General features: G+C 58.4%; 21 protein-coding genes. 13 read left to right on the forward strand and 8 right to left on the reverse strand.

The window, feature by feature from the left end; genetic code table 11:
- Positions 1-15: 15 nt before the first annotated feature.
- Complete coding sequence (locus tag QSJ80_RS09370; RefSeq protein ID WP_285764174.1) at positions 16-1,251, reverse strand: MFS transporter; 1,236 nt, start codon at positions 1,249-1,251, stop codon at positions 16-18.
- Positions 1,252-1,568: 317 nt separating this feature from the next.
- On the opposite strand from QSJ80_RS09370, the gene QSJ80_RS09375 reads away from it, so the two are divergent.
- The 4 genes from QSJ80_RS09375 to QSJ80_RS09390 all read left to right on the forward strand — a co-directional run bounded on the left by QSJ80_RS09375 (position 1,569) and on the right by QSJ80_RS09390 (position 7,648).
- Entirely contained in the window at positions 1,569-3,818 is a 2,250-nt protein-coding gene (locus QSJ80_RS09375; protein WP_285764175.1) for a TonB-dependent receptor, read from the forward strand.
- A gap of 76 nt (positions 3,819-3,894) precedes the next feature.
- Positions 3,895-4,776, forward strand: a complete 882-nt coding sequence (locus tag QSJ80_RS09380) for an alpha/beta fold hydrolase (RefSeq protein ID WP_285764176.1) — start codon at positions 3,895-3,897, stop codon at positions 4,774-4,776.
- Positions 4,773-6,029: a thiolase C-terminal domain-containing protein gene (locus QSJ80_RS09385; protein WP_285764177.1), complete on the forward strand. Its 1,257-nt coding sequence runs from the start codon at positions 4,773-4,775 to the stop codon at positions 6,027-6,029. The genes QSJ80_RS09380 and QSJ80_RS09385 overlap by 4 nt, the downstream gene beginning before the upstream one ends.
- A gap of 17 nt (positions 6,030-6,046) precedes the next feature.
- Positions 6,047-7,648, forward strand: a complete 1,602-nt coding sequence (locus QSJ80_RS09390) for an AMP-binding protein (protein ID WP_285764178.1) — start codon at positions 6,047-6,049, stop codon at positions 7,646-7,648.
- A 69-nt stretch (positions 7,649-7,717) separates the two neighbouring features.
- On the opposite strand, the gene QSJ80_RS09395 is transcribed toward QSJ80_RS09390, so the two are convergent.
- Positions 7,718-8,137 carry a secondary thiamine-phosphate synthase enzyme YjbQ gene (locus QSJ80_RS09395; RefSeq protein WP_285764179.1) on the reverse strand — a complete coding sequence of 140 codons (420 nt, stop codon included), beginning with the start codon at positions 8,135-8,137 and terminating at the stop codon, positions 7,718-7,720.
- A 242-nt stretch (positions 8,138-8,379) separates the two neighbouring features.
- On the opposite strand from QSJ80_RS09395, the gene QSJ80_RS09400 reads away from it, so the two are divergent.
- Positions 8,380-8,706, forward strand: coding sequence for an ArsR/SmtB family transcription factor (locus QSJ80_RS09400; protein ID WP_285764180.1), 327 nt, complete (start codon positions 8,380-8,382; stop codon positions 8,704-8,706).
- Between the two features lie 51 nt (positions 8,707-8,757).
- Positions 8,758-9,261: a tRNA-uridine aminocarboxypropyltransferase gene (locus QSJ80_RS09405; RefSeq protein ID WP_285764181.1), complete on the forward strand. Its 504-nt coding sequence runs from the start codon at positions 8,758-8,760 to the stop codon at positions 9,259-9,261.
- A gap of 57 nt (positions 9,262-9,318) precedes the next feature.
- Here the strand turns inward: QSJ80_RS09405 and QSJ80_RS09410 are convergent, their stop codons facing one another.
- From QSJ80_RS09410 to QSJ80_RS09420, 3 genes are read right to left on the reverse strand one after another with little or no spacing between them, the layout of a single operon-like run.
- Positions 9,319-9,837, reverse strand: a complete 519-nt coding sequence (locus QSJ80_RS09410; protein WP_285764182.1) for a peroxiredoxin family protein — start codon at positions 9,835-9,837, stop codon at positions 9,319-9,321.
- 39 nt (positions 9,838-9,876) lie between these two features.
- Positions 9,877-10,290, reverse strand: a complete 414-nt coding sequence (locus QSJ80_RS09415) for a DUF6691 family protein (protein WP_285764183.1) — start codon at positions 10,288-10,290, stop codon at positions 9,877-9,879.
- On the reverse strand, positions 10,290-10,712 hold the full coding sequence (locus QSJ80_RS09420; protein WP_285764184.1) for a YeeE/YedE family protein: 423 nt from the start codon (positions 10,710-10,712) through the stop codon (positions 10,290-10,292). Before QSJ80_RS09420 ends, QSJ80_RS09415 begins: the two co-directional genes overlap by 1 nt.
- A gap of 137 nt (positions 10,713-10,849) precedes the next feature.
- Between QSJ80_RS09420 and QSJ80_RS09425 the strand changes: the two genes are divergently transcribed.
- From QSJ80_RS09425 to lysS, 7 genes are all read left to right on the forward strand, one after another.
- Positions 10,850-11,713, forward strand: a complete 864-nt coding sequence (locus QSJ80_RS09425) for an MBL fold metallo-hydrolase (protein WP_285764185.1) — start codon at positions 10,850-10,852, stop codon at positions 11,711-11,713.
- Positions 11,714-11,793: 80 nt separating this feature from the next.
- Positions 11,794-12,318: a hypothetical protein gene (locus tag QSJ80_RS09430; protein WP_285764186.1), complete on the forward strand. Its 525-nt coding sequence runs from the start codon at positions 11,794-11,796 to the stop codon at positions 12,316-12,318.
- A 169-nt stretch (positions 12,319-12,487) separates the two neighbouring features.
- A complete protein-coding gene (locus QSJ80_RS09435) occupies positions 12,488-12,883 on the forward strand; it encodes a MerR family transcriptional regulator (RefSeq protein WP_285764187.1) in 396 nt (131 codons plus the stop codon).
- Positions 12,880-14,076 (forward strand): permease, encoded by a 1,197-nt coding sequence (locus QSJ80_RS09440; protein ID WP_285764188.1) that lies wholly within the window; start codon positions 12,880-12,882, stop codon positions 14,074-14,076. Before QSJ80_RS09435 ends, QSJ80_RS09440 begins: the two co-directional genes overlap by 4 nt.
- 38 nt (positions 14,077-14,114) lie before the next feature.
- On the forward strand, positions 14,115-14,909 hold the full coding sequence (locus tag QSJ80_RS09445) for a thioredoxin family protein (protein ID WP_285764189.1): 795 nt from the start codon (positions 14,115-14,117) through the stop codon (positions 14,907-14,909).
- An 83-nt stretch (positions 14,910-14,992) separates the two neighbouring features.
- Positions 14,993-16,088 (forward strand): peptide chain release factor 2 gene (prfB, locus tag QSJ80_RS09450; protein WP_285764190.1). Its coding sequence is split into 2 segments (ribosomal slippage): positions 14,993-15,064 and positions 15,066-16,088, totalling 1,095 coding nucleotides; the frame shifts between segments, so codons are not numbered across the junction.
- 11 nt (positions 16,089-16,099) lie between these two features.
- Complete coding sequence (gene lysS, locus QSJ80_RS09455) at positions 16,100-17,587, forward strand: lysine--tRNA ligase (protein WP_285764191.1); 1,488 nt, start codon at positions 16,100-16,102, stop codon at positions 17,585-17,587.
- Between the two features lie 93 nt (positions 17,588-17,680).
- On the opposite strand, the gene QSJ80_RS09460 is transcribed toward lysS, so the two are convergent.
- From QSJ80_RS09460 to QSJ80_RS09470, 3 genes are read right to left on the reverse strand one after another with little or no spacing between them, the layout of a single operon-like run.
- Entirely contained in the window at positions 17,681-18,295 is a 615-nt protein-coding gene (locus QSJ80_RS09460; RefSeq protein ID WP_285764192.1) for a TPM domain-containing protein, read from the reverse strand.
- Entirely contained in the window at positions 18,295-19,053 is a 759-nt protein-coding gene (locus QSJ80_RS09465; protein ID WP_285764193.1) for a TPM domain-containing protein, read from the reverse strand. Before QSJ80_RS09465 ends, QSJ80_RS09460 begins: the two co-directional genes overlap by 1 nt.
- 17 nt (positions 19,054-19,070) lie before the next feature.
- Positions 19,071-19,661, reverse strand: coding sequence for a LemA family protein (locus QSJ80_RS09470; protein WP_285764194.1), 591 nt, complete (start codon positions 19,659-19,661; stop codon positions 19,071-19,073).
- Positions 19,662-19,721 lie beyond the last annotated feature (60 nt).

Here is a 19,721-nt window from a genome sequence, read left to right on the forward strand (position 1 = left end):
TGCGGGCGTCGCGCGTCAGGCGCTCTCGGCGATGGGGGCGCTGGCCTCGGCCTGTTTTTTTGGCGCGGTTTCCGGCAGGAAGAAGCTGCCGATAAACAGGGTGGTACTGACCAGGGTAATCATGCTGAACGCGGAGCTGAAGTCGCCACCATTGCTGTCTACCAGCCAGCCGAACAGCCACAGGATAAAGGTCGAGATCAGGTAGCTGATGCTGTAGAACAGGCTGAATACCACGGTGATCCGTTCCGGCGTCATGCGGGGGAGCTCCTGCGGCAGTGTCACCAGCGCGGTAACCGGGAAGAAAATAACGAAACCGAGCACCAGCCCGAATGCGCTGCGATACAGCTCGCTGTCCGAGAAGCTGAGGCCGGCGACGCACACCGACATGATCAGCCCAGACCAGCGGATCACCGGTATGCGCGCCGGTACACGGCGGCTGAAGTACATTCCCGCGAGTGTGCCGGCAATACCGGCCCACATCACCAGCGACCCCTGGGTAATGCCGGCTTTCGGGTAGAAGGTGAACAGGCAGATGTAGAAACACAGTACGCCGCTGTAGGAGAGGGCGTAGCGCCAGTTGAAACTGTCGCGCAGCCCCTCGCCGTAGCCGTAGCCTTGCGTTTCCTCATTCGCTGCTTTGCGCTTCGCCCCGGCTTCTGTGCCGGCAGCCGGTTGCTCTGCTGCCGTCGGCGTGTCGAAGTCCACCAGCATCCACAGGCCGGCCAGCACAATACTGGCAATCGAGAAGGCGGAGAGGGTGTTTTCCCAGCCGCCGAACAGCGCGGTCAGGTCCTCGATCAGCCACAGCACCACCGCAGTGCCGGCATTGAACGCGACGGCGTTGATGCCGTTGATGACCGGGCGTTCCCCGGGTTCAAACCAGCGCAGCACAATCGGGTTGAAATAGACCACCATCAGGGCGCCGCCGAGCCCCACCACAAAGCGGCTGATCAGCAGCAACTCGTAGTTCGGCGCAAACGGGGTGAGCAGGCCAACCCCGATCATCAGGGCGGAAACCAGAAAGGCCGCCTTGATACCGAGGCGCACCGCGACAATGGCAGCGATAAAGGTCCCGACAATTTTGGCAACGGTGACGGAGCCACTGAGCATGCTCGCCGCAGCCAGGGTTTCGATGCCCATGGCCGCCATGATGGCGCCCATATTGGCGGTCGCGCCCACCCATGCCATGGCAAACAGCACGTAGCTGAAGAACACGATCGCTTCGACGGCGTATTTGTTGTGAATTCTCATTTTGGTGTCACCGTTATTGTTTTTCTGTCCCATTTTGACCTTTTCAGGCAAGTAGGCTGGCGCATAATGCCCATAAATGGTGCGTTGGTGCAGTCTGGCGCGAAACCTCGAAGGTGATTGATAACCCAGATTGGCAGGGGTTTTCAACAACTGATGAAAAAACCAGTTGACAGCTCAACAGCTGTTGATGTTTATTTCAGGTGCACTCAACGGTTGTTGAGCACCAATTTGGTGCGCCTCGGCCCGAGCAGCAACAGCAAGGCGATCGACGGTATCTAACGCCCAACGGAAAAATATAAAAAAGAGGAGTCGCTCCCGTGAGCTCATCCAAACACTTTTCCCTGCAGCCCATCGCTGCAGCTATTGGTCTCAGCATGATTTCAGTCGCGGCCAGCGCCCAGAGTGCAGATGCACCGGCAGGCCTCGAGGAGATAACCGTTACCGCGCAGAAGCGCGCGCAGAACATGCAGGAAGTCCCGGTCGCGGTCACTGCGTTCGGCAGCGACGATCTGGAGCAGGCGGGTGTCGAAACCATCGCCGACCTGGAACGCATCTCCCCGAATACCCAGCTGCGCGCCAGCCGCGCCACCAACACCACCCTGACGGCTTACATCCGTGGCATCGGCCAGAATGACCCGCTGTGGGGCTTCGAGCCGGGTGTTGGCCTGTACATTGACGACGTCTACTTCGCCCGCCCGCAGGGTGCGATGCTGGACGTCTACGACATCGAGCGTATCGAAGTACTGCGCGGACCGCAGGGCTCGCTGTACGGCAAGAACACCATCGGTGGCGCCATCAAGTACGTGACCAAGCGTATGTCCGGTGATGCCGAGATGGACCTGGGCGTGTCTGTGGGTAGCTACAACCAGCGCGACATCACTGCCGCTGGTAAATTGCCGCTGATCGAGGACAAGCTCTACGTGGGTGCTACCGTTGCCAGCTTCAACCGCGACGGCTTCGGCACCAACAATTACACCGGTGCTGAAAACTACAACAAGGACATCACTGCGGCGCGCGTCAGCATGGAGTTCACTCCGACCGAGGAGCTGTTCATCCGTCTGGCCGCGGACAAGACCGAGGACGACAGCAACAACCGTCACGGATCGCGCCTGACCACGAGCCTGCAGACCGGCGAAGCGCCGCAGGATCCGTTCGATTCCAGTGCCGGTGCCGGCGACAAGCAAAAGGTAGAGAACACCGGTACCAACCTGACCGTTGAATGGGCCCTTTCCGACAACATTACAGTGAAGTCCGTTAGTGCCTGGCGTGAAGGCAGCACCGAGGGCTTTATTGACTTCGATGGCACTCAGGTGAACACCTTCGACGCACCGGTAATGTACGAGGACGACCAGTTCACCCAGGAGCTGCAGTTCAACTACACCAACGACCGCCTGGCCCTGGTGGGTGGCTTCTTCTACATGGACGGCTACGCCGCTGGTGCCTTCGATGTAATCGCAGGTGCTGCACTGGGTGGGCCGGCACAGGAGCCGCAGAACGCCATCGCTCCGACCTTCGTGGCAGCCACTGAAGGTACCGCGGATACCGAGAGCAGGGCGGTCTACCTGCAGGCCAACTACGACCTGACGGATAAAGCTACCCTGACCCTGGGCGGCCGTTACACCAAGGACGAGAAGAGCGCGACTGTATACAAGGCGCGCCTGTTCACTGACGGTAGCGCAGGTGGTGCTTCTGCCCTGTTTGGCGGCGGTGATCTGCTGGTGCTGGGTGTGCAGTCCGACTTCGAGGAAGGCGGTGACTGGAGCAAGTTTAACCCGAAGGTTGGCATCGACTACCAGATCAACGATGACACCATGGTTTACGCCAGCTACGCGGAAGGTTTCAAATCCGGCGGTATCAACATGCGTGCGGACGTGTCTGCCTCTCCGGCGGGCTTCTCCCATGTGTTTGAGCCGGAAGATGCCGCCAGCTTCGAACTGGGTCTCAAGACTGAAATGCTGGACAACCGCGTGCGCATGAACGCAGCCGTGTTCTCCACTGATTACGAAAATGTGCAGATCACCCAGACGGCGCTGATCGGCACCAACTTCGTACCGGTGGTAGCGACAGACAACGTTCAGAGCATCAACGGTGTCGAGCTGGAAGTTACCGCGGCGCTGACCGACAGCCTGACCGCTGTGGCAAACATGGGCTACGCCGATGCTTCCTGGGACAAGTTCCTGGATGGCGCGGGCATGGACGTCAGCGATGATCGCTCTGTCTCCAACGTGCCGGAGCTTTCCGGTATGGTCGGTTTCACCTATGAAACCACCATGGCCGGCGGCAGCCTGATTCTTGGCGGCAACCTGTCCTACACCGACGAGATTGCGATGGAAGTGGCAGTGCCGAACCAGCCAATTGATGAGGATTCCTACACCCTCGCCAATGTGGACGTCACCTGGTACTCCGCGGACGAGCACTGGTCTGTAGGCCTGCACGGCAAGAACCTGACAGACGAAGCTTATCGCGTGGCAGGCTACAACTTCCCGGCCTTCCTCGGCGATGACGAAATCCTCGGCTTCTACGGTGCGCCGCGGACCTTCACCGCATCCGTATCTTATAAGTTCTGATCCGGAACGCGGGGATACCCGTAGCATTTGCTACGGGTATCCCGTTTTCTAACCCAACCGGTTTGGGAGATTACACATGCAGGATTATCTTGATCTGCACTACAAGAGTAGTGACGGACTGACACTCTACGCCCGTGATTATCACGGATCGCAGGTTCCGGCCGATAGACCGGTGCTGATGTTATTGCACGGCCTGACCCGCAACTCGAGGGACTTTGAAAGTCTCGCTGCACATCTGGCAAATGATTTCAGGGTCATAGTCCCGGACCAGCGCGGGCGCGGCCTGTCGCAGTGGGATCCGGAAATTGCCAACTACCAGCCCGCGACCTACGTGGCGGACATGTTTACGCTGATTGAGCAGCTCGGCACCGAGCGCGTCGTTGTGATCGGTACTTCCATGGGTGGCCTGATGGGCATGATCATGGTGGCCATGCAGCGTGAAAAGATCGCCGGTCTGGTGCTGAATGATATCGGCCCGGAAGTCCATGAAGAGGGGCTGGCGAGAATCAAGAGCTATGTCGGCAAGACCGCGCCGGCAAAGACCTGGGAAGATGCGGCGGCAACGGTAAAAGAGTTGAACAGCGTTGCCTTTCCTAACTATTCCCCGGAAGACTGGATGCGCATGGCGCGCCAGCTCTATACCGAAAACGAGCAGGGTGTACCCGTGCTCGCCTACGATCCGGCAATCGCCAAGCCAATCAGCGCCGACGGCGAAGCGGCAGTGCCGCCGGACCTGTGGCCGTTGTTTGAAGGATTGAAGGGTTTACCCTCACTGACAATTCGCGGCGCGCTGTCTGACATCCTGGCGAAACCCTGTTTTGAAGAGATGCAGGCACGCCTGCCGGAAATGGCGGCTGCCGAAATTCCCGAGTGCGGTCATGCGCCAGCACTGGATGAGCCGGATTCCGTTAACGCAATAGACACTTTCCTGAATCAGTTCAGGGTGGCCGGCGCATGAGTTGCGATGTTTATATAGCCGGTGGCGCCCACACACGCTTTGGTGCCCACGTGCAGCGTGACAGGGAAACTGGTGTACGCACCGATACCCATCCCGTGCAGCAGATGTTTGCAGAAGTGGTGGCCGGTGCACTGGCGGATGCCAATGTTGAGGCGGGTCAGGCAGACGGCATTTTTGTCGGTAGCTGCTCCCCCGGCGCCTTCATCCAGCAGGAATTGCTGGCGCCGCTGGCGCTGCAATCTGAAAGTGGCCTGCGCTTTGCGTCTCTAAGCCAGTCTACCGCTGCCTGTGCCTCGGGCTCTGTTGCGCTTTTTGCCGCCGCGGACGCGATTCAGGCGGGCAGGGCACAGGTGGCACTGGTGATCGGCATTGAAAAAATGAACCTGCTGGATACCCCGGCAGTCAGCGATATCCTGGCGCGCTGTTCCTACTGGCCCGAAGAGGGCGGCCAGGGAATGACATTCCCGGGCCTCTTTGCCCAGCTCGGTGACAACTACAGGCTGCAGCATGGTATCGGCGCTGCCCGTTACCGGGAGATGCTGGCGGCGGTGTCTGCAGCAAACTATCGCAATGGGATACACAACCCGCTTGCACACTTTGGCCCGGGCAGTATTCCGGACAAGAAAAAACTGCTGAGCACGCAGGCCATTCTGGAATTGCCAGCGGAAAAAAACCCGGTGATTGCTCCGCCGCTTCACTTGCATGACTGCTCGCCCATCAGCGACGGCGCAGCGGCGCTGGTACTGGTAGCAAAGCCGGGTCAGGCCCGTAAAGGCCGTAACGAGGTGATGATTGCCGGCCGGCACACCGCAACAGAATTCCTGCCAATTGCTGCAAGGCCAAAGAATTACACACTGGAGGGTGCACAGTACGCTGCAGCCGCAGCCTGTCGCGAAGCTGGCATCTCCGTCGCCGACCTGGATTTGGCTGAGGTGCATGATTGCTTCACCTCCAATCAGCTGCTTTGCGTGGAGGCGCTGGGTCTGTCAGATCAGGGTTGCGCGGGTGAGGATTACCTGGCCGGTGCCTATGGCGAAAGCAGTAAATGCAAGGTCAACCTGTCCGGCGGCCTTAAATCCAAGGGGCACCCGGTGGGCGCCACCGGCGTGTCCATGCACTATTTTGCCTGGCGCCAGCTGGCGGGCGACGCCGTGGGCGTGGCCCATCCCCGAAACCCCGAACACGCTGCCGTGCTGAATCTTGGCGGTAGTGGTGTCGTTAACTGCGCAAGTGTTTTACGCGCAGTCAGATAACAAGAGGGTAATAAAAAGTGACAGCAGAAAGCCTCAGAAACCAGCAGCAATGGACCACGGCCCGGGTGCTGGAGAGAAATGCCCGTGAGAACCCGGATAAAACCGCGGTTGTTTTTATCGATGGCCCACGTCTGACTTATGGTGATGTGTATCGCTCGGCCCGTGAAATTGCTGCAGGACTCGTGCAGCAGGGTATACAGCCGGGTGACAAGATTGCAGCACTGCTGCCCAATGGTATCGAGTTCTGTGAGACCTGGTGGGGTTGTCATCAGGCGGATGCGGTACTGGTTGGCCTGAACACTGAACTCGTCGGAAGCTTCCTGACCCATGCCCTGAACCTTAGCGAAGCGGGCATGCTGGTTTGCACTGCACAGCAGTTCGAGAAGATCGTGCCGGTTGCCGACCAGCTCGAATCCCTGCGCAAGATTGTGGTGGTGGGAGACGTTGCCGCTGCACCGGAAGAGTTCGAAATTTTGCCTTTCTCTGCGTTGCGTGGTGATGCGGGCAATGCGCCCCGATCGGAGGCGGCCTTTAACGACCTGGCCTGCCTGATGTTCACCTCCGGCACTACCGGCCCTTCCAAGGCGGTAATGATGCCGCATGCACATTGCTACCTGTATGGTCTCGGGACGATTGATAACCTCGACTTCAATCCGGACGATACCTACTACATCAATATGCCGCTGTACCATGTGAACGCGCTCTATATGCAGCTGTATGCTTGCCTGATCAACGGCGCGACCGCAGTCGTGAAGGAGAAATTCAGCGCTTCCAGCTGGCTCCAGGATATCCGCGACTTCGATGTAACCCATACCAATCTGTTGGGCGTGATGACGGAATTCCTCGATACGCGCGGCTCGAGTGTCAATGATCGGGACCACAAGCTGCGGGTGATTGCCGCGGCACCGGCTGCGCCTGTATTTATCGAGCGCTTCCGTGAGCGTTACGGTGTCACCATGGTGGAAATCTACGGCATGTCGGAAGTGAATATCCCGTTGTTTACGCCGCTGGATGCGCCGCGTCCGGGCAGTTGTGGCAAGGCCTACAGCCGCTATTTCGAAGTGCGGGTGGCTGATCCGAACAACAACCTGGAGGCGCCGGCCGGTGAAGTCGGTGAGATACAGGTGCGTCCTAAAGCTGCAGCGGGCTTTATGAGTGGCTACTACCGCATGCCAGAAAAGACGGTGGAGGCCTGGGACAACCTCTGGTTCCACACCGGGGATGCAGGGCGTATGGATGAGGACGGTTACGTATTCTTTATGGACCGTCTGAAAGACTGTATCCGTCGCCGTGGCGAAAATATTTCCTCCTATGAGGTGGAAACCGTGCTGCTGGGCTATGAGGGCATCAATGAGTGTGCCGTCATTGCCGTGCCATCGGAAATTCCCGGCGGCGAGGATGAAGTCATGGCGGTGATTGTGGCTGGTGCTGAAGTGGAACCCGAAAAATTGACAGCGCACTGCGCGGCGAATATGCCCAGGTTTGCCGTGCCGAGATTCCTGCGCTTCGTTACTGCGGATGAAATTCCCCGCACCTCCACCAACAAGATCCGCAAGGTAGAGCTGCGCAAGCAGGGTGTGACCCCGGAAACCTGGGACAGGGAGCGGATTGCCGCCTGAAGTTTTCACGCACTCTTCAAGGTGCTTCCCTTGGGTTCCGCTTGCGGAACCCTTTTTTAATTCACCTATTTACTCCCCGTGAATTGTCGCGATGACGCGGCGCGCCCCGCCTTGATCGCGGTGTTCGCCCAGGCAGATTCCCTGCCAGGTACCGAGCGCGAGTAGGCCACTAGAAATGGGAATGGTGATCTGGCAGCCGAGAGTGCTGCATTTTATATGCGCGGGCATGTCGTCATCACCCTCGTAGTCGTGCTGGTACCAGCATGCGCCATCCGGCGCGCTGCGGTTAAAGTGCTCTTCGAGGTCCGCTCTAACCGTCGGGTCAGCATTTTCGTTGATACCAAGGGATGCCGATGTATGTTGGAGAAACAGATGCAGCAGGCCAGTCCGAATTTGCCTTAGCTCCGGTAGTTGTCGTTCTATCTCATCCGTAATGATGTGGAATCCGCGAGGATGGCACTTTAGTGTCAGTTGCTTCTGTATCCACATAGTCCGGTTTTGACCTCTCAGCTGGGGCAGGCAAGCTGGATTGGGATTCTTAAGCTGGCATTGGGGAGACTGGGTAGCCACTGTTGCAGCACCGCCCCAAAGATTAGTTTTTTCTAATCCATTTGCAGTATAAGATAGCGCCTATTCACCTGAAAATTGTACAGCCATGGCGGCTCGGTCGGCCATGGGCAGGAATATGAGCTTGAGCGACGAATACAGCCATGAGCGACGAAGGTAGGGTCATGAGCGAAGACAAAGCGGCGATGAGCCAGCAGGAAGAGCTGATTGCAAATGCCTCCCGGGCAGCGGAGTTGCTGAAGGCCATGAGCAACGAGAGCCGCCTGATGGTGCTGTGTTGCCTGCAGGATGGCGAATTGTCGGTATCGCAGATCAATGAAGTGGTTCGGCTGAGCCAGTCGGCACTTTCCCAGCACCTGGCAGCACTGCGCGCTGCCGGCCTGGTTTCCACTCGTCGTGATGGCCAGACCATCTATTACCGCGTACAGGGCGAAGCACCGGCACGTGTGCTCTCCGTATTGCAGGAACTCTTCTGCCCCACACCTTTGTAATTTTCCAGGCCGCACACCCGGCGACCAGTGTCGGGAATGCGGTGTGCGCCAATGAAAGTCTTTCTTCTGACCCATGCGCGTGAGTTCGATCGCGGCAATAGCAGCGGTGCGCTGGCTGCCGGGTTTGCGCCATCCATTGTGCAGCGGGTGCGTTGGTCCAGGGTTGAGCCAGACCCTGTGATTATCGATCTGCTCCGCAGTCATTCAGCGGCGCTGGTGTACCCGGATAACGCGCGCAATGTGGAGGAGGGGGCCGGGCCCGAAGCTGGTAGCTGCGAGACTGCCCGGTTCGACAGTTTTGTATTGCTCGATGGTACCTGGCAGGAGGCGCGCAAGATCTACAACCGCAGCCCGTATCTTCAGGCGGCGCTTAAGGTGCGTATCGCTCGGGAAGGCCCGTCGCTCTACCGGCGGCGACGGAATCAGCAGCCGGGAGGCCTCTGCACTGCCGAGTGTGTGATCGAACTGTTCGAGGCAAAGGGGGAGCAGGCGCTCGCCGCAGGCCTGGCATCGGCCTTTGAGGTATTCAATGCCCTGCCGTGCAAGGGTGGTTAGAAACAGTCGGTCTGGACGGCGCGCAACCGCGAGGCGGTGCGCACCGGGCAGGGTGACTCAGCCTTTGGGTTCGACGCCCAGCTCGCCAAGGTTTTTTGCAATATCAGCCGCACTGGTGGATGGCTTGATATCCTTGTCTATCTTCAGGACATTGCCGTCCTTGCCGATATAAATAGTCACGCGTTTGGCAACATTCATCACCGGGATCAGTACGTCGTAGGCTTTGGCTACTTCGCCTTCCGGGTCACTCAGTAATGGGAAGTCCGCTTCCTGCTCCTCCGCAAACTTCTTGTTCACCTCGACCTCATCCGTGCTTGCCATAAAGTAAGCAGCGTTGTACTTACGGATCAGGTGGCCATCTTCAGCGAGGGACTTGCATTCAATCGTGCAACCTTTGGTGAAGGCTTTTGGGAACCACGCAATCACCACAGCCTGCTTGCCCTTGAAGTCTGACAACGAGTAGGTTTTGCCATCGGAGGCCTGCAGGGAGAAATCCGGGGCTGGCTTGCCGACTTCCAGCGCCAGGGCAGACGCGCTGAACAGTGTCGCGAGCAAAAGTCCGAAAATGTGTTTCATGTTTTTTCCTTTATCTTCCTTTTAATCATTCCGATCATTTCAGTCTTTTTTGACCAGGCCGCCAAGCAGCAGGCCTACGCACATGGCGATGACGAAGGTGACGGTTTCGTTAGGCTGCAGGGCCAGTCCGGAAATCGCAGGACCTGGGCAGTAACCACCGATACCCCAGCCGATGCCGAACAGCGCCGCGCCTCCTACGAGGTTTCGGTCAATTATCTTGCTCGGCGGTTCACAGAAGCTGTCGGCGCAGAGCGGCTTCTCCATCTTCTTCAGCAGAGCATACCCGACCAGGGTGACCGCGACTGCGCCACCCATCACGAATGCCAGCTTGGGGTTCCAGTCTCCGGCAAAGTCCAGAAAGCCGATGACATTGAGGGGCTCGTTCATCCCCGAGATCGCCAGGCCCAGCCCGAAGACGGTGCCGCAAAGAAGTCCGCACAGAATCCTTTTCATTACAGTACCCCCAGCAAGTGACGAGTGACCCATACGGTAATGATGCCAGTGGCCATGAAGGTGAGAGTGGCAACCAGGCCGCGTTTGGAAAGGCGCCCCAGGCCGCAAACACCGTGGCCGCTGGTGCAGCCGGAGCCGATGCGTGTGCCGAGACCGACCAGCACGCCGGACAGGGCCAGCACGGGGAGGGGGAAGCCTGTGCGCTCGGTACCGCCAATACCCATGGTGGCCAGGGCAATAAGAGCCCCGAGAGGCAGGCCCAGCAGGAACGCGTAGCGCCACCAGTCAGAGCCCGGTTTCAGGGCCTCCGTGAGTACTCCGCTGATCCCGGCAATGCGGCCCAGTGTGGCCATCAGGAAGACGGCACTGGCGCCGATCAATAATCCGCCTGTCAGGGCGGGCCAATCAATAAAATGCAACATCCGGTTGAAATCCCTGGGGTTTGACCAAATATTAGGTGTATCTAATATTGAATTAAGGAATAGTTTCCATACAATTGGTTATAAGCCAACGGCCCCGCGCGTGTGCCCGGGGACGCCTGAAATAACAGAGAAGCACCATGTCTGTAAAGATCGAAGGTTTTTTTGACCCGGCAACCTATACCATCAGCTACGTCGTCAGTGATGAGGCAACCAAACACTGCGCGATCATCGATTCGGTCCTGGATTATTGCCCGGACTCCGGTCGCACTGGTACAGACTCTGCAGATCGTATTCTGGCATATATCGCTGAAAACGACCTGAAGCCGCGGTGGATCCTGGAAACCCACATCCACGCAGATCACCTCTCTGCCGCGCCTTACCTCAAGGAAAAGCTGGGTGGAAAGACCGGTATCGGCAACCGTATCCAGGAGGTGCAGCAGTGTTTTGGTGACCTGTTCAATGCGGAGGCAGGCTTCCACCGCGACGGCAGCCAGTTTGACAGCCTGTTTGCGGACGGCACCGAGATCCCTCTGGGGCAAAGCGTTATTCGGGTAATGCACACCCCTGGCCATACGCCGGCCTGCACCACCTATGTCGTCGAAGACGCTGCCTTTGTCGGTGACACGCTCTTCATGCCGGATTACGGTACCGCCCGTTGTGATTTCCCTGGCGGTGACGCGCGTCAGCTTTATCAATCGATCCAGAAAATATTCACGTTACCGGACAGTACGCGGCTGTTCATGTGCCATGACTACCTGGCGCCGGGACGGGAGGACTACCGCTGGGAAACGACTGTGGCTGAAGAGCGTGCACAGAATGTTCATATCGGAAATGGCGTGAGCGAAGACGAGTTTGCGGAGTACCGCGAGCGTCGCGACAAGACCCTTTCACTGCCCAAGCTGATGCTGCCATCTGTGCAGGTTAATATGCGCGCGGGCGAGATGCCGCCGCCGGAGGATAACGGTAAGCGTTACCTGAAGATTCCGGTTAACCTATTTTAGTGGGGCGAGGATGCATTCAGCGAGGGTTTAGCTGGCGTTGATAAAATTCTTGGGCATGAAAAATTACTAGGGAGTTGGTAATGGGCAAGTTTAAGGTAATGGCCATTGTTTTAACGGCGGTATTAGGAATTTCGGGTTGCATTGAAGCTCAGCAGGATAGTCCGGTGAAAGCGAAAAATGACACAGGAACAGAAAGGCAGGAGACACAGGAGCGTATCGGCCCCCGTACTTCTTCTGGCCAGTTGCGCACGCAGGATGGCAGTAAACCCGAAGTGCCATCACAGACTGGCGCTGGTTGGATATTCGTAAGCAAAGGCAGCCGCCAATGCGAGGGAGGTGGTATGACACTCGACCAGAGCAAAGGGCGTCTGGAATCTGCCGGGGTCAAAGTTGTTGCCTCCAGTTGCGGCGTACGTACGGACATGATGTACATTCAGGTTTGCGGCGGTGCGACCGGTGATATCCTCCTGCATCAGGTCGACCCACGGGATATGGATAAGGCTCTCGCGGCAGGTTACCGTCCGGCGAGTGCTATCAAGTTTGAATTTTCGGCCTGCAGGCACCAGGACGCGCGACCCCCTCGAACCCCGCGCGACCAGACATAGGTGTTCTACCGATAAAGGCGCCAAGTACAAGTGTTCCAGGCAGAGATTCGCAGGGCATCGGCAATAGGGCGCGCCGTGTGTTTTAGTTGTTCTGGATGCACTTGACCCTCCTGCTAGGGTAACCTTTAGGCTCCCTCGCAGATTAGCTATAAGACAGGAGGGGAGGGGTATGAATATTTCAGAGGCGGCCCGCGCGGCAGATCTTACCGTCAAGGCAGTGCGTTATTACGAACAGGTCGGGCTGCTGTGCCCGACGAGATCCGCCAGCGGATATCGGGACTACAGCGCCGCGGATCTGGAAACCCTGCGCTTTATCCAGCGCGCTCGGGCGACGGGCTTTTCTCTGGATGAGGCCGGGGACCTTCTGGCACTTTATCGTAGTCCACTACGAAAGAGCAGGGAAGCAAAGGACCTGGTCGAGGCCAAGCTCCAATACATTGATCGGCAGTTGTGGGATCTGCAGGCTGTGCGCGAGACCCTGATGTCTCTCTCCGACGCCTGTGCTGGGAATGAGCACCCCGAGTGCGCGATCCTCGATGGATTGGCGAAGGGAGCTGCACAGTGAGCAACTGTTGTCCACCCGATCCCGGGCGGGAAACTGCTCAAAACGACGACAGCTGTCACACTGTCAATAAGCAGTCGCAGCAAAAAATAACGCCCTGCTGTGATGCGACGGAGGGTGCTGCTCGGGAAGCGGCGCCAACCAAAGACCCGCAGTCGGTCGGTAGCTGCTGTGATTCGGCCGCCAAAACCCGCGTCGATTGGCTGCTTTGGGGGTCGCTGGCGATCGTTTCCCTTTCCTATGCCGGCTACTGGCTGGTGTCGCCCGAGCAATTACCGCACTGGCTACACGCCTTTACATCCGGATCAGCGGAGCTGGTGCACTCCATGTGGTGGGGCGTGCTGGCGGGGGCCTTTTTCGTGGGCTTGTTGGCACACATACCGCGGGAAATGGTGATCTCCATGCTCGGTCGCGGTGGCAGCAAGCGGGGCCTGTTGCGGGCGACCGCAGCGGGTTTGTTTTTCGACCTGTGCAGCCACGGCATATTGATGGTCGGGATGCAGCTCTATAAACGCGGCGCGAGTCTCGGCCAGGTATTCGCCTTCCTGATCGCCAGCCCCTGGAATTCGCTTTCCCTGACGGTCATCCTCGTGGCGCTGATCGGGCTCAAGTGGACCCTGTTGTTCGTGCTGCTTTCGGTGGTGATTGCCCTGATCGCGGGCTACTTAGCGGACCTGCTGGTGAAGCGCGGTCGACTTCCTGGAAATCCCAACACCATTGACCTGCCCGAGGATTACCGCTGGTTTCCGGCCATGAAGGCCTTGTGGCGTGAGTCTGAATTCTCTCTCGCGGGATTCGGCCGTATGCTGCTGGACGGGATCAAGGGATCGCAGATGGTGATCCGCTGGCTGCTGTTCGGCATTGTACTGGCATTGCTGGTACGGGCTTTTGTCGATCCGGAGCTTTTTGCCAGTCTGTTCGGGCCGACATTACTCGGCCTCGCTGCCACGCTGATCGGCGCCACCATCCTGGAGGTGTGCTCGGAGGGTGCGACGCCGCTGGCTGCAGACATCTTCTCCCGAGCCAATGCGCCGGGCAATGCGTTCACTTTCCTGATGGCCGGGGTATCGACGGACTACACCGAAATCATGTCCCTGCGCGACACCACGGGTAAATGGCGAATTGCGCTGGCAATGCCACTGCTGACCCTGCCGCAGATATTGTTGCTGGGCTGGATAATGAACCAGGCTGTCTGACGGCCATACAAGATTGAATACCTGATGGGGGTGAACGGATGTTGAAGCGTTTCTTGATGCTGCTGTTTTTATTACCGGTGGCGCCGGTTGTTGCGGAAGAAGGCAATGATGCTGCTGGCAACGTTTACCTGCCGCTGGAAAATACCATGGCCGCGGTGAATGCAACCCTGGCCGAGGCGAGGGATACGCAGCGTCAGGCACTGTTTGTGATGGGCGCCCATTGGTGTCACGACAGTCGCGCGCTCGCCCGCAATCTGGCACAGGAGGAAGTCGCGGGAGAGGTCGGAAAGCGGTTCGTGGTCCGCTTTATCGATGTCGGGTTCCTGGAGGACAACTTTGATGTGAACCGCCGCTTCGGCCTGCCGGTGATATTCGGCACCCCTACGGTGCTGGCGGTGGACCCGGCCACTGAGGCGCTACTGAACAGGGACACAGTCAATATCTGGCCCAACGCCGCAACGATGAGTGCCGCTGAAACCCTTGCGCACTTGACTGCAATAGAGGCGGATCCGCAGCTGCCTTCGGGCAAGCCGGAGCCGGGTAGTCTGCTGGCATCCATCGACCGCTTCGAGCTGGAGCAATCCCGGCGTATCTACCGGGGTTTTTCTGTAGTAGGCCCCCTGCTGGCTGCGTTCAAGGCTGGCGAGGATCCTGAGCAATTCGAAGCCTACTGGCAGCAACTGGGCGCCATGCGTAGCCAACTGGGCAAGGATTTGCCGCGCCTGCGCCGCGAGGCCCGGGCGATGACAGCTGCGGGCACCGAGGGTGGTGCGCTGGAGTTTCCGGTGTATGCGCCATTTGACTGGGAGTCCGGGGAGCTGGCGGGCGAATAGGGCAGTCCTACCATCGCGGCCCTGACTGCGGTAAAATGCGCGCCCTTGAAATTCACGAACATTGACCAGGTAGTTTCCTCTCTATGGAAATCAATCCCCTCCTGAACAGCTTGAAAGACCTCCAGGAACGCACAGACGTTCTTAGGGGGTATCTTTGACTACGCTCACAAAAAAGAGCGCCTGACTGAAGTAGAACTCGAACTCGCAGAGCCCAGTGTCTGGGACGAGCCCGATCGGGCCCAGGAACTGGGCCGCGAGCGCTCTGCGCTGGAAGCCGTCGTAAAAACCATCGATGACCTGGACCAGGGTGTTGCGGATTGCCGCGACCTGTTGGAAATGGCCGTCGAGGAAGAAGACGAAGACTCCGTCGCGGAAGTGGAGCAGGAAATCGCCGGGCTCGGCGAACAGCTTGCCACACTGGAATTCAGGCGCATGTTTTCCGGTGAGACAGATCCGAACAATGCCTACCTCGACATACAGGCCGGTTCCGGCGGTACCGAGGCGCAGGACTGGGCGGAAATGGTGCTGCGCATGTACCTGCGCTGGGGCGAGGCGAAAGGCTTCAAGGTCACGCTGGAAGAAGCGTCGCCGGGGGATGTAGCCGGCATCAAGAGTGCCACTATTCATTTTTCGGGCGAATATGCGTTCGGCTGGTTGCGTACGGAGACCGGTGTTCACCGCCTGGTGCGCAAGAGCCCGTTCGACTCCGGCAATCGCCGCCATACCTCGTTCTGCTCGGTGTTTGTCTCTCCCGAGATCGATGACAACATCGAGATCGAGGTGGATAAATCCCAGGTCCGTGAGGATACCTACCGCGCGTCCGGCGCCGGTGGCCAGCACGTGAACAAGACCGATTCCGCGGTGCGTTTGACCCACGAGCCCACGGGTATCGTGGTGCAGTGCCAGAGCCAGCGTTCCCAGCACAAGAACCGCGACCAGGCCTGGAAGATGCTGCGTGCCAAGTTGTACGAGCGCGAAATGCTCGAGCGCAACGAGGCCAAGCAGGCACTGGAAGAGAACAAGGCTGACATTGGCTGGGGCAGCCAGATCCGCTCTTATGTGCTGGACGACCAGCGCATCAAGGATCTGCGTACCAGCGTGCAGACCAGTAATTGCCAGTCTGTGTTAGACGGCGATTTGGATCAGTTTATTGAAGCCAGCCTGAAGGCAGGATTGTAAAGAGTTAAAAGATGAGTTCTGAAAACCAGATCCAACAGGAAGAAAACAAGCTGATCGCGGAGCGCCGCGGCAAGCTGGATGCCATTCGTGAGAAGGGCAATGCATTCCCGAATGATTTCCGTCGCGAGAACCTCGCCGGTGATCTGCAGAAAGCCTTCGGTGACAAGTCCAAGGAAGAGCTGGAAGGTCTTGGCCAACGCGCCACTGTAGCCGGCCGTATTCTGGCCAAGCGCGGCCCGTTCCTGGTGATTCAGGACGTCTCTGACCGTATTCAGCTGTACGCAGACAAGACTGCGCAGAAAGACATTAAGGAGCGCTGGGGCACCTGGGATATCGGCGATATTGTTGGTGTCACCGGTGCGCTGCACAAGTCCGGCAAGGGCGACCTCTACGTTAACTGTGAGGAGTACCAGCTGCTGACCAAGGCGCTGCGTCCGCTACCGGAAAAATTCCATGGCCTGACCGACCAGGAGATGCGTTATCGCCAGCGTTATGTGGACTTGATCATGTCGCCTGAGTCCCGCGATGTGTTCCGCGTACGCTCGCAGGTGATCAATTACATCCGCAGCTTCTTCGAGCAGTACGACTTTATGGAAGTCGAAACGCCGATGCTGCAGACGATCCCCGGTGGCGCATCTGCGCGCCCGTTTATCACCCATCACAATGCGCTGGACCTGGATATGTACCTGCGCATTGCACCGGAGCTGTACCTGAAGCGCCTGGTGGTGGGTGGTTTCGAGCGCGTTTACGAAATCAACCGTAACTTCCGCAATGAGGGCCTCTCCACGCGCCACAACCCGGAATTTACGATGCTCGAGTTCTATCAGGCCTACGCGGACTACCGCGACCTGATGGATCTGACGGAAGAAATGATTCGCGGCATCTGTGAGAACGTACTGGGATCGACCACGGTGGAGTACCAGGGCGAGACGTTCCACTTCGACAAGCCGTTCCGTCGCCTGTCGGTGTTCAATTCCATTCTGGAGTACAACCCGGAGCTGAAGGCGGGCGATATCGACAATATCGATAGCGCGCGCGCGGTTGCCGAAAAGCTGGGTATCCCGCTGAAAGACAGCTACGGCCTTGGCAAGGTGCAGATCGAGATCTTCGAGAAGACTGTCGAGCACCTGCTGCAGGAGCCGACGTTCATCACCGAATACCCGACCGAGGTTTCGCCTCTGGCGCGCCGTAACGACGACAACCCGTTCGTCACGGACCGCTTCGAATTCTTTATCGGCGGCCGCGAGATTGCCAACGGCTTCTCCGAGCTGAACGATGCGGAGGATCAGGCTGAGCGCTTCCGTGCGCAGGTTGCCGAGAAAGATGCCGGTGATGATGAGGCCATGCACTACGACGCGGACTATGTCCGTGCGCTTGAATACGGCTTGCCGCCGACAGCGGGTGAGGGCATCGGCATTGATCGCCTGGTGATGCTGCTGACCGATTCACCGTCTATCCGCGATGTATTGCTGTTCCCGCATATGCGACCAGAGCAGTAATAGCCAAAAGCGTTAAAAAGCCACCGACCGGTGGCTTTTTTTATGCTCGACGGCAAGGCTGAGCCCGACTGTCGTGGCTCATGTTGACCCTGTTCAAAGGATTACCAGATGGTTCGGTAGTTCGTTTTTCTCATGCGTTAGAGGTGCAGCTTCCCTGAGCAGTTCCCCGCATTGCTCAATACAGCGGATAAATCCACTGTCGGTGCGGTTCTCGTGGATGGCCAGGATCAGATCCTCGACGATTTTCTGCCAGCGCTCATTTTTGATATGCTCGGCCAGGCCCTGGTCGGCCATGATCTCCACATAGTGCTCCGCCTCCGACACAAAAATGAGGAGTCCGAGCCGACCCTCGGTGTGATGCAGCTCCTGCTCCAGAAACTGGCGGCGCGCGAGGCTTTCTGCGCGCCAGTATTTGACGCTGCGCGGGATCAGGTGCATCAGGATCGGCTGCCAGCGAAATACCAGGGATAGCACGATAAATATCAGCCATTGCAGCAGTATCTGTTCCCAGTCTTCAATCCAGAACGGCAGCAGGCGCAGTAGCGGGGCAGACAGGAGTGCGATGACCGCAGCCCACAGCGCGGGGATGTAATAGTAGGAGTCGGCCCGGTGGGCGAGTACGGTGACAATCTCCGCATCGGTCTGCTGCTCAGCTTCACGGATGGTGTCGGCAACGCGCTCGCAAAAAGGTTTGTCAAAAAACGCCATTACCAGCCTCCGGATGCTCCACCGCCGCCAAAGCCTCCGCCCCCGCCGCCGAAGCCGCCCCCACCGAAACCGCCGCCACCAAAGCCACCCCCTCCGGGGATGATGATTGGCCCGTAATAGCCTCCGTTGCGACCGCGTCGGTATCGACGATTACTGGGGCCGCGGGGGCCTGAGAACAACTGCAGCAAAACGATAATCAGGAATATCCAGACGATCGGCGGGATGCGGTCCTCACTCGGTTTCCGTGTCGCGGGTGCGGTGTATTCGTCCTTGATGGCCGCGATGATGCCATTGACACCTGCGCTGATACCTCCGGAAAAGTCCCCGACACGAAATCGCGGCAGTATGTCGTTATGGATGATCAGTGCCGACAGGGCATCGGTCAGTGAGCCTTCCAGGCCGTATCCGACCTCGATGCGTACCTTGCGCTCAGCCTGGGCGACCAGCAGCAATGCGCCGTTGTCGACGTCCTTCTGGCCTATCTGCCAGTGCCGCGCCAGCAGGTTGGCGTACTGTTCGATCGCGTAACCCTGAAGGTCCGGCACCGTGGCCACAACCAACTGATTGCTGGTGGCCGTCTCGTGCTGTGCCAGCTGCTGTTCAAGGCTGGCAGCAGTAGCCGGGTCGAGCATGCCGGCACTGTCCACCACGCGCCCCGTGAGCGCGGGAAAGGTGGGCTCGGCCAACGCCGTCCCGCTGAAAAACAGCAGGACGGCAAGCAGGGTGGTGGCGATCGCACGCACTGTCGGTTGCGACATGGCAGCTGTTGCCGTCTTCAGAATTTGACTTCAGGCGGCTTGTCCGCGTCCTCGCTGGTGGCTTTGTAGGTGTCGCGTATGGGCATGTCGCTGTAAAGGATCATGTGCCAGATCCGGCCCGGGAAGGTGCGGATTTCGCGGTTATAGGTCTCCACGGCAGAGATGAAGTCCCGGCGTGCCACAGAGATGCGGTTCTCGGTACCTTCCAGCTGTGATTGCAAGGCGAGGAAGTTCTGGTTCGCCTTCAGGTCCGGATAGCGCTCCACAACGACCATCAGGCGCTGCAGCGCACTGCCAAGTTCCGCCTGGGCCTGCTCAAACTGACGCAGCTTTTCGGGATTGTCGATCAGGTCCTTGTCGACACTGAGTGAAGTTGCCTTGGCCCGCGCCTGGATAACGGCCTCCAGGGTTTCCTTTTCATGGGCGGCGTAGCCCTTGACGGTTTCCACCAGGTTGGGGATCAGGTCCGAGCGGCGCTGGTACTGGTTCTCGACCTGGGCCCAGGTTGCCTTTACCTTTTCATCGAAGGTGGGGATATTGTTGATGCCGCACCCGGCGATGATTACGGTGAGCAGGGCAAGAGATGTGAGCTTTAACGTCCGGTACATGGCAGCAGACTCCTTGATAGGCTGCTTTACGGTTAGAATAGGGCGACTTGAGTATAGGTA

The sequence above is a fragment of the Biformimicrobium ophioploci genome (assembly GCF_030270605.1).
Taxonomy (GTDB): Bacteria; Pseudomonadota; Gammaproteobacteria; order Pseudomonadales; family Cellvibrionaceae; genus Biformimicrobium; species Biformimicrobium ophioploci.